The organism is Micromonospora sp. MH99 (genome assembly GCF_021442385.1).
Lineage (GTDB): Bacteria > Actinomycetota > Actinomycetes > Mycobacteriales > Micromonosporaceae > Micromonospora.
Genome location: NZ_MUZA01000126.1, coordinates 1 through 8,116 on the forward strand (window position 1 = coordinate 1; position 8,116 = coordinate 8,116).

An 8,116-nucleotide genomic window follows, 5' to 3' on the forward strand; every position below is an offset into this window, starting at 1 on the left:
CGGGCGGCGGTCGCGCGCCCGCACCGGGCGGGGACGCACCACCGGCGCCCGGGTGCCGGCCGCTCGGGTCGGCGCGCTGCATCTGCCGGCCACGATTCGCGCCGCCGCGCCACACCAGGCGGCCCGGGGGAGGGTGACCGGCCCGCTGCGACTACGCCCGGACGACGTGCGGGAGGCGGTCCGGGAGGGGCGGGAGGGCAACCTCGTGCTGTTCGTGGTGGACGCCAGTGGGTCGATGGGCGCCCGGCAGCGGATGACCGCCGTGAAGGACGCGGTCCTCGCGCTGCTCACCGACGCCTACCAGCGGCGGGACAAGGTCGCGGTGATCGCCTTCCGGGGCAGCGGTGCGCGGACGCTGCTGCCGGCCACCTCGTCGGTGCTGGCCGCCTCGACGCGGCTGGCCGAGCTGCCCACCGGTGGTCGGACGCCGCTGGCCGAGGGCCTGCTCGCCGCCGCCGACCTGCTGCGGGTGGAGCGCCTGCGCGACCCGAAGCGCCGTCCCCTGGTCCTCGTGGTGACCGACGGCAGAGCCACCGCCGGGCAGCGCCCCCTGGACCGGGCGGCAGGAGCGGCGGCGGTCCTCGCGGCAACGGGCGCCCCCTGCGTCGTCGTGGACTGCGAGTCCGGCCCGGTCCGCCTGAACCTCGCCCGCCGCCTGGCCACCCAGCTCAACGCCCCGCTGCAACCCCTGACCACCCTCACCCACCCCCGCGATCTTGCACGTTAGGTGCCGACATGAGGGGACGAGCTACGCAGATGAGCAACAGAAACTGCACGATCGCGCAGACGAGGGAGGACGGCTGATGCCGCAGGGACAACCGGCGTCCGTGCCCGCTGACGGGTTGACGACCCGGCAGCGACGGCACCGGCCACTGCTGATCGTCCACACCGGACAGATGAAGGGGAAGTCGACGGCCGCCTTCGGGTTGGCGCTGCGGGCGTGGACCGCCGGCCTGCCGGTCGGGGTGTTCCAGTTCGTCAAGAGCGCCAAGTGGCGGGTGGGGGAGGAGAACGCCTTCCGGGTGCTCGGCGAGGTGCACGAGCGTACCGGCCAGGGCGCACCTGTCGCGTGGCACAAGATGGGCGAGGGCTGGTCCTGGATCCAGCGCGGCGGCGAGGCCGACCACGCCGCCGACGCCCTGGAGGGCTGGCGGCAGATCCAGCGCGACCTGGCCGCGCAGCGGTACGGGCTGTACGTGCTGGACGAGTTCACCTATCCGATGAAGTGGGGCTGGGTGGACGTCGACGAGGTGGTCGCCACCCTGGCCGACCGCCCCGGCTTCCAGCACGTCGTCATCACCGGCCGGGACGCCGACCCGCGCCTGGTCGCCGCCGCCGACCTGGTGGCCGAGCTGACCAAGGTCAAGCACCCGATGGACGCCGGCCAGAAGGGCCAGAAGGGCATCGAGTGGTGAGCGCTGGATGGGCGCTGCCCCGAGTGGTGGTCGCCGCGCCGGCCAGCGGCCACGGCAAGACCACAGTCGCCACCGGGCTGCTCGCCGCGCTGCGCCGTCGCGGCCTGACGGTCAGCCCGCACAAGGTCGGCCCGGACTACATCGACCCCGGCTACCACGCCCTCGCCGCCGGGCGGCCCGGCCGTAACCTCGATCCGTTCCTGGTCGGGGCCGAGCGGATCGCCGGTCTGCTGCGCCACGGCGCGAGCGTGCCGACGCCCGCCGACATCGCCGTGGTGGAGGGTGTGATGGGCCTGCACGACGGCGCGGTGGGCCGCCGCGACTTCGCCTCCACCGCGCACGTCGCCCGCCTCCTCGACGCGCCCGTGCTGCTGGTGCTGGACACCACCGCGCAGGGCCGCTCGGCAGCCGCGCTGACCCTCGGCATGGCCGCCTTCGACCCGGCCGTGCGCATCGGCGGGGTGATCCTCAACCGGGTCGGCTCGCCCCGGCACGAGACGCTGCTGCGCGACGCGCTCGCCGAGGTGGGCGTACCGGTGCTCGGAGCGGTCACCCGCGCCGCCGAGGTCGCCGCGCCGGCCCGGCACCTCGGGCTGGTCCCGGTGGCCGAGCGGGCCCCCGAGTCCCTCGCGATCGTCACCGCCCTCGCCGAGCTGGTGGAGGCCACCGTGGACCTCGACGCCGTCCTCGACCTGGCCCGCACCGCCGCACCGCTGACCGCCGCGGCCTGGGACCCGGCCGTCGCCGTCGGCGGTCCGGCCGGCGACGAGCGCCCGCTCGTCGCGCTCGCCGGTGGTCCGGCCTTCACCTTCTCGTACGCGGAGACCGCCGAACTGCTCACCGCCGCCGGCGCCGACGTCGTCACCGTCGACCCGCTGCGCGATCAGGCCCTGCCCGCCGGCACCCGCGCGGTCGTGATCGGCGGCGGTTTCCCCGAGGCGTACGCGGAGGCCCTCGCCGGCAACGGCACGCTCCGGGCCGAGCTGGCCGACTTCGACGGGCCGGTCGTGGCCGAGTGCGCGGGGCTGCTCTACCTCGGGCGGGCCCTGGACGGCGTACCGATGTGCGGTCGGCTGGACCTCACCGCCCGGATGACCGGCCGGCTCACCCTCGGCTACCGCGAGGCCTGGGCCGTCAGCGACTCCCCGGTGGCCCGCGCGGGCGAGCCGGTACGCGGCCACGAGTTCCACCGCACCACCACCGACCCCGCGCACGGCGAGGCGCCGGCGTGGCGCTGGAACGGCACCGACCACGGCTTCGTCGCCGGCCGCGTGCACGCCTCCTACCTGCACACCCACTGGGCCGGCCACCCCGGGGCCGCCCGCCGGCTGGTCGAGGCGTGCCGATGAGCGCGCAGCGCGCCGACGACGCGAGGCCGACCACCGACGCGGGTTTCGCCAATGCCACGCTGACCGGTGTCGGTGTCGGGCCGGGTGACCCGGAACTGCTCACCGTCAGGGCAGTGCGGATCCTGCGCGAGGCCGACGTCGTCTTCGTACCCGTGATGGCGGACCGGGTCGCGCCGACAGCGACCGCCGGTGCGACGCCGCCGGGCGCGCAGGCCGGGCGGGCCGAGGCGACAGTCCGGGAGTACGTGCCGGTGGACCGGCTGCGTCGGCTGCCGTTCGCCCTCGACGACCGGGGTGGGGTGACCGCCCGTCGGGCGGCGGCCTGGGACGACGCCGCCCGGAGCGTGGTCGACGCCCTCGACGCGGGCGCGCGGTCCGTCGCGTTCGCCACCATCGGCGATCCCAACGTCTACTCCACCTTCGGCTATCTGGCGCAGGGCGTCCGCGCGCTGCGTCCCGCCGTGCGGGTGGCGACAGTGCCCGGCGTGACCGCCATGCAGGAGTTGGCAGCCCGCAGCGGTGTCGCGCTGTGCGAGGGACGCGAACCGCTCACGCTGCTGCCGGCCACCGCCGGTCTGGCGCTGTTCGCCGACGCCCTCGCCGGGCCGGGCACCGTGGTCGCCTACAAGGGCTGGCGGCGGCACCCGGAGCTGATCGCCGAACTGCGTCGACAGGGCCGCCTCGACGACGCGGTCCTCGGGCGCAACCTCGGCCTGCCCGGCGAACACGTCGGCGCAGTCGACGACACCGCGCACGACCTGCCGTACCTGTCGACGCTGCTGGTGCCCGCCCGCCGCGACCACCGAGGAGGAAAGCTGTGACCAGCAACGGCAAGGTGTGGTTCGTCGGGGCCGGCCCGGGTGCGGCGGACCTGCTGACCCTGCGGGCCGCCCGGGTGATCGCCGCGGCGGACATCGTGATCTGGGCGGCCAGCCTGGTGCACGCCGACGTGCTGCACCACGCCCGCTCCGACGCGGAGATCGTCGACTCCTCGCAGCTACCCATCGAGGGCGTGCTCCCGCTCTACCAGCGCGCCGCCGAGCAGGGGCTGACAGTGGCCCGCATCCACTCCGGCGACCCGGCGCTCTGGGGCGCCGTGCAGGAGCAACTGGACCTGTGCCGGACGCTCGACCTCGCCGTCGAGATCGTGCCCGGAGTGTCGTCGTTCACCGCCGTCGCGGCGCTCGTCGGGCGGGAGTTGACAGTGCCCGAGGTCGCCCAGTCGGTGATCCTCACCCGCCTCGAAGGCGGCAAGACCCCGATGCCGCCCGGCGAGCGGGTCCGCGACTTCGCCCGGCACGGCACCACCATGGCGCTGTTCCTCTCCGCCGCCCGCTCCGGTCAGGTGCAGGCCGAGCTGCTGGCCGGCGGCTACCCGGCGGACACCCCGGCCGTCGTGGCGTACCAGGCGACCTGGCCCGACGAGCTGGTCGTGCGCTGCACGGTCGGCACGCTGGAGGCCACGGTCAAGCAGCACAAGCTGTGGAAGCACACGCTCTTTCTGGTCGGGCCGGCGCTGGCCGCCGAGGGCACCCGCTCGCACCTGTACCACCCCGGGCACTTCCACACCTTCCGTCGCGCCGAGCCGGTCGCCCGTGCCGAGCTGCGCCGCCAGTCCGGCGGCCGCGCCGGGGGAACAGGCACACCATGACGTACGCCGAGCCGCCGCTGCGCGAGCCGGACCTGCCGCGTACGGCGAAGGTCCGGCCCACCGCGCTGCGGACCGGCTGGACCACCGGCGCGTGCGCGACGGCGGCGGCGAAGGCGGCGGTGACCGCCCTGGTCACCGGCGAGATCCAACCGGACGTGGAGATCGGGCTGCCCGCCGGTCGCCGGGTGCGGTTCCCGGTCGAACGCTGCCAGGTGACCGGCAGTCCACCGGTGCACGCCGAGGCGGTGGTCGTGAAGGACGCCGGTGACGACCCGGACGTCACCCACGGCGCCGAGCTGACCGCCACCGTGGACTGGACCGACGTCCCCGGGCTGCGCCTGGCCGGCGGGCCCGGGGTCGGCACCGTCACCAAGCCGGGCCTCGGCCTCGCGGTCGGTGGCCCGGCCATCAACGACACCCCACGCCGGATGATCGGCGACGCGGTGGCCGAGGTCGTCGACCTCACCGAGGTCGGTGTCCGCGTGGTCATCAGCGTGCCCCGGGGCGAGATCATGGCCCGCAAGACCACCAACCGGCGGCTCGGCATCCTCGGCGGCATCTCGATCCTCGGCACCACCGGGATCGTCCGTCCCTTCTCCACCGCCTCCTGGCGGGCCAGCGTCGTGCAGGCCGTGCACGTGATGGCCGCCCAGGGGGAGCGGACGGTGGTGCTGTGCACCGGCGGGCGTACCGAGCGGGCCGCCCGCGCGCTGCTGCCCGAGCTGCCCGAGGTGTGCTTCGTCGAGGTGGGCGACTTCACCGGCGCGGCCGTCACCGCCGCCGTGGGCGACGCGATGACCGGTGTGGTCTTCGTCGGCATGGCCGGCAAGCTCGCCAAGCTCGCCGCCGGGATCCTGATGACCCACTACACCCGCTCGAAGGTGGACCTGTCGCTGCTCGGCGCGGTGACCGCCGACGCCGGCGGAGATCCCGCACTGGTCACCGCGGTGACCGAGGCGAACACCGGGCGGCACGCGTACGAGCTGTGGGAGGCCGCCGGGCTGCTCGGCCGGGCCGGGGACCTGCTCTGCCAGCGGGTCGGGCAGGTGCTGCGGCGCTTCGCCGGGCCGACGGTCACCGTGGACGTGGCGATGGTCGACTTCGCCGGCGCGCGGGTGGTCGCCTCGTCGAGCCGGTGGCCGCGATGAGCCGGCCGACCGCAGCGGCCGCCGACCGCCCGGCGACCGTGGCCGCTACGGACCCGCCGGTGACCGTGACGTCCCCGGACCCGGTGGTGACCGTGGCGTCCCCGGACGCGGTGGTGACAGTGGTCGGGGTGGACGCGGCAGGTGCGCCACCGCACCCCGCAGTCGTTCCCGCGCTGGCCGGGGCCGGGCTGGTCGTCGGAGCGGCCCGGCACCTGGCCACCGTCTCCGTGCCGCCCGGTGTGGACACCGTCGTCCTCGGGCCGCTCGCCCCGGCCGTACGGCGGCTGAGCGCCGCCGTGGCCGCCGGCGTGCCGGCGGTGGTGCTGGCCAGCGGCGATCCCGGACTGTTCGGCATCGTCCGGCGGCTGCGCGCGGCCGGGCTGCCGCTGCGGGTGGCGCCGGCGGTATCCAGTGTGGCCGCCGCGTTCGCCCGTGCCGGGCTGCCCTGGGACGGCGCAGCCGTGGTCACCGCGCACGGCCGCGACCCTCGACCGGCCCTGAACGCCTGCCGGGCGCTGCCACTGGTAGCGGTGCTCACCGCGCCGGGCGTCGGCGCCGCCGAACTGGGCGCCGGACTGATCGGCTGGTCCCGCCGTCTGGTGGTCGCCGAACACCTCGGCACCGACGCCGAACGCGTCCGCGCGGTGACACCCGAGCAGGCCGCCGCCGGCGCCTGGTCCGACCCGCACGTCCTGCTCAGCATCGCCGTGCCCGTGCCCGCCGTGCCCGTGCCCGCGACTGCCGTGTCTGCCGCGCCCGCGACTGCCGCGCCCGCCGCGTCTGCCGGGCCCGTGACCGCCGCGCCGGGCCCCGTTGTGCCGGCTGGGATGCGGGTGGACAACCAGCCGGCCGCCGCGCCGGCCGGCGGTTGGGCGCTGCCGGAGGACCGGTACGCCCACCGCGACTCCATGATCACCAAGTCCGAGGTGCGCGCCCTCGTCGTCGCCCGGCTGCGGCCTCGCCTGGGCCGGCTGGTCTGGGACGTCGGCGCGGGCAGCGGCTCGGTCGGCATCGAGTGCGCGCTGCTCGGCGCCGCGGTGCTCGCCGTGGAGCAGGACGTCGCCAGTGCCGCGATGATCCGGGACAACGCCGCCGCGCACGCCGTCGACGTGCGGGTCGTCGTCGGGCGGGCCCCGGCGGCGCTGGCCGGGGTGCCTGAGCCGGACGCGGTCTTCGTCGGCGGTGGCGGCACCGACGTCCTTGCGGCAGTGGTGGCCCGCCGACCCGAGCGGGTGGTGCTCACCCTGGCCGCGCTGGACCGCGTCGCGCCGGCCGTGGGTCTGCTGCGCGCCGCCGGCTACACGGTCGAGGGCAGCCAGCTCTCCGCCGCCCGCCTCGCCGACCTGCCCGGCGGGTCGATCCGCCTCGCGGCCACCAACCCGGTGGTCGTCCTCACCGGGGAGCGCCCGTGCCCGACCTGACCGTCACCACCCGCGTCGGCCTGGTCGCGGCCACCGCCGCCGGCCGACGACACGCCCACACCGTCGCCGCCGCCTGGCCGCACGCGCGGGTCGTCGAGGGGGAGAGCGTCGCCGACGCGCTGCGGACCGCCTGGGCGCGTTGCGACGCGGTGGTGGCGTTCCTGGCCACCGGCGCGGTGGTGCGCATCCTCGCGCCGCTGCTCGGGGACAAGCGCACCGACCCGGCCGTGGTGGTCGTCGACGAGGCCGCCCGGCACGCGGTGGCGCTGCTCGGCGGCCATGCCGGCGGCGGCAACGACCTCGCGGAAGCCGTCGGCGCGCTGCTGGACGCCCGACCGGTGATCACCACCGCCACCGACGCGGTCGGCCTGCCCGGACTGGACAGCCTCGGCTGGCCGGTGCAGGGCGCGGTCGCCGCGGTGTCCCGGGCCATCCTGGACGGCGAACCGGTCCGGCTGATCGCCGACGCCACCTGGCCGCTGCCCGCCCTGCCCCCGAACGTGCGCGTCATCGCCCCCGGGGCAGCCTCCGACGACCCGGCCGCCCACCACGACCCGACCGGTGATGCCGCCGCCCCCGACGACCCCGCCGACGACGACCCGGCCGGCGATGCCGCCGGCCCTGCCGACGACGAAGCGGCCGACGACGACGGGTACCGGGTGCTGGTCACCGATCGGGTGGTGCCGCTCGACGGGCGGACCGCCGTGCTGCGGCCACCGTCGCTGGTCGCCGGGGTGGGCGCGAGTCGGGGCGTACCGGCCGCCGAGGTGGCGGAGCTGCTGCACCGGGTGCTGGCCGAGGCCGGCCTCGACCCGGCGAGCCTGCGCTGCCTGGCCAGCGCCGACGTCAAAGCCGACGAGGCGGGCATCCGCAGCACCGCCGACGCGCTCGGCGTACACCTGGTGACCTGGCCGGCGACGCGGCTGGCGACTGTGGACGTGCCGCATCCCAGCGAGGTGGTGCGCGCCGCGGTCGGCACGCCGAGCGTCGCGGAGGCCGCGGCGCTGCTCGGCCCGGACGGCCGGTCCAACGACGCGACGCTGCTCGTGGGCAAGACCGCGACGGCGATGGCGACAGTGGCGGTGGCGCGGCACGCGCCGCGCGGCCGGCTGGCCGTCGTGGGGCTCGGGCC

Annotated in this window: 8 protein-coding genes; all 8 read left to right on the top strand. The window is 76.5% G+C overall.

From position 1 onward, the window contains the following. Window positions 1-727, top strand: a 727-nt coding sequence (locus tag B0E54_RS31660; protein WP_234591516.1) for a VWA domain-containing protein, incomplete at its 5' end; no start/stop codon positions are given. A 76-nt stretch (window positions 728-803) separates the two neighbouring features. Further along, window positions 804-1,415: a cob(I)yrinic acid a,c-diamide adenosyltransferase gene (gene cobO, locus B0E54_RS31665; RefSeq protein ID WP_234591517.1), complete on the top strand. Its 612-nt coding sequence runs from the start codon at window positions 804-806 to the stop codon at window positions 1,413-1,415. Further along, entirely contained in the window at window positions 1,409-2,764 is a 1,356-nt protein-coding gene (locus B0E54_RS31670; RefSeq protein WP_234591519.1) for a cobyrinate a,c-diamide synthase, read from the top strand. Before cobO ends, B0E54_RS31670 begins: the two co-directional genes overlap by 7 nt. Then, on the top strand, window positions 2,761-3,585 hold the full coding sequence (gene cobI, locus B0E54_RS31675) for a precorrin-2 C(20)-methyltransferase (protein ID WP_234591520.1): 825 nt from the start codon (window positions 2,761-2,763) through the stop codon (window positions 3,583-3,585). The genes B0E54_RS31670 and cobI overlap by 4 nt, the downstream gene beginning before the upstream one ends. Continuing rightward, window positions 3,582-4,415, top strand: a complete 834-nt coding sequence (gene cobM, locus B0E54_RS31680) for a precorrin-4 C(11)-methyltransferase (RefSeq protein WP_234591521.1) — start codon at window positions 3,582-3,584, stop codon at window positions 4,413-4,415. The genes cobI and cobM overlap by 4 nt, the downstream gene beginning before the upstream one ends. Continuing rightward, window positions 4,412-5,563 (top strand): cobalt-precorrin-5B (C(1))-methyltransferase, encoded by a 1,152-nt coding sequence (locus tag B0E54_RS31685; protein WP_234591522.1) that lies wholly within the window; start codon window positions 4,412-4,414, stop codon window positions 5,561-5,563. The genes cobM and B0E54_RS31685 overlap by 4 nt, the downstream gene beginning before the upstream one ends. A 59-nt stretch (window positions 5,564-5,622) precedes the next feature. Further along, window positions 5,623-6,984, top strand: a complete 1,362-nt coding sequence (gene cbiE / locus B0E54_RS31690) for a precorrin-6y C5,15-methyltransferase (decarboxylating) subunit CbiE (RefSeq protein WP_234591523.1) — start codon at window positions 5,623-5,625, stop codon at window positions 6,982-6,984. Beyond that, the coding region (locus B0E54_RS31695; protein WP_234591524.1) for a cobalamin biosynthesis protein at window positions 6,972-8,116 on the top strand (1,145 nt) is incomplete at its 3' end. The genes cbiE and B0E54_RS31695, both read left to right, overlap by 13 nt.

Bases quoted from the DNA above. Each gene is read 5' to 3' on its own strand.
- cobO (WP_234591517.1), top strand. From the start codon at position 804: ATGCCGCAGGGACAACCGGCGTCCGTGCCCGCTGACGGGTTGACGACC.
- cobI (WP_234591520.1), top strand. From the start codon at position 2,761: ATGAGCGCGCAGCGCGCCGACGACGCGAGGCCGACCACCGACGCGGGT.
- B0E54_RS31685 (WP_234591522.1), top strand. From the start codon at position 4,412: ATGACGTACGCCGAGCCGCCGCTGCGCGAGCCGGACCTGCCGCGTACG.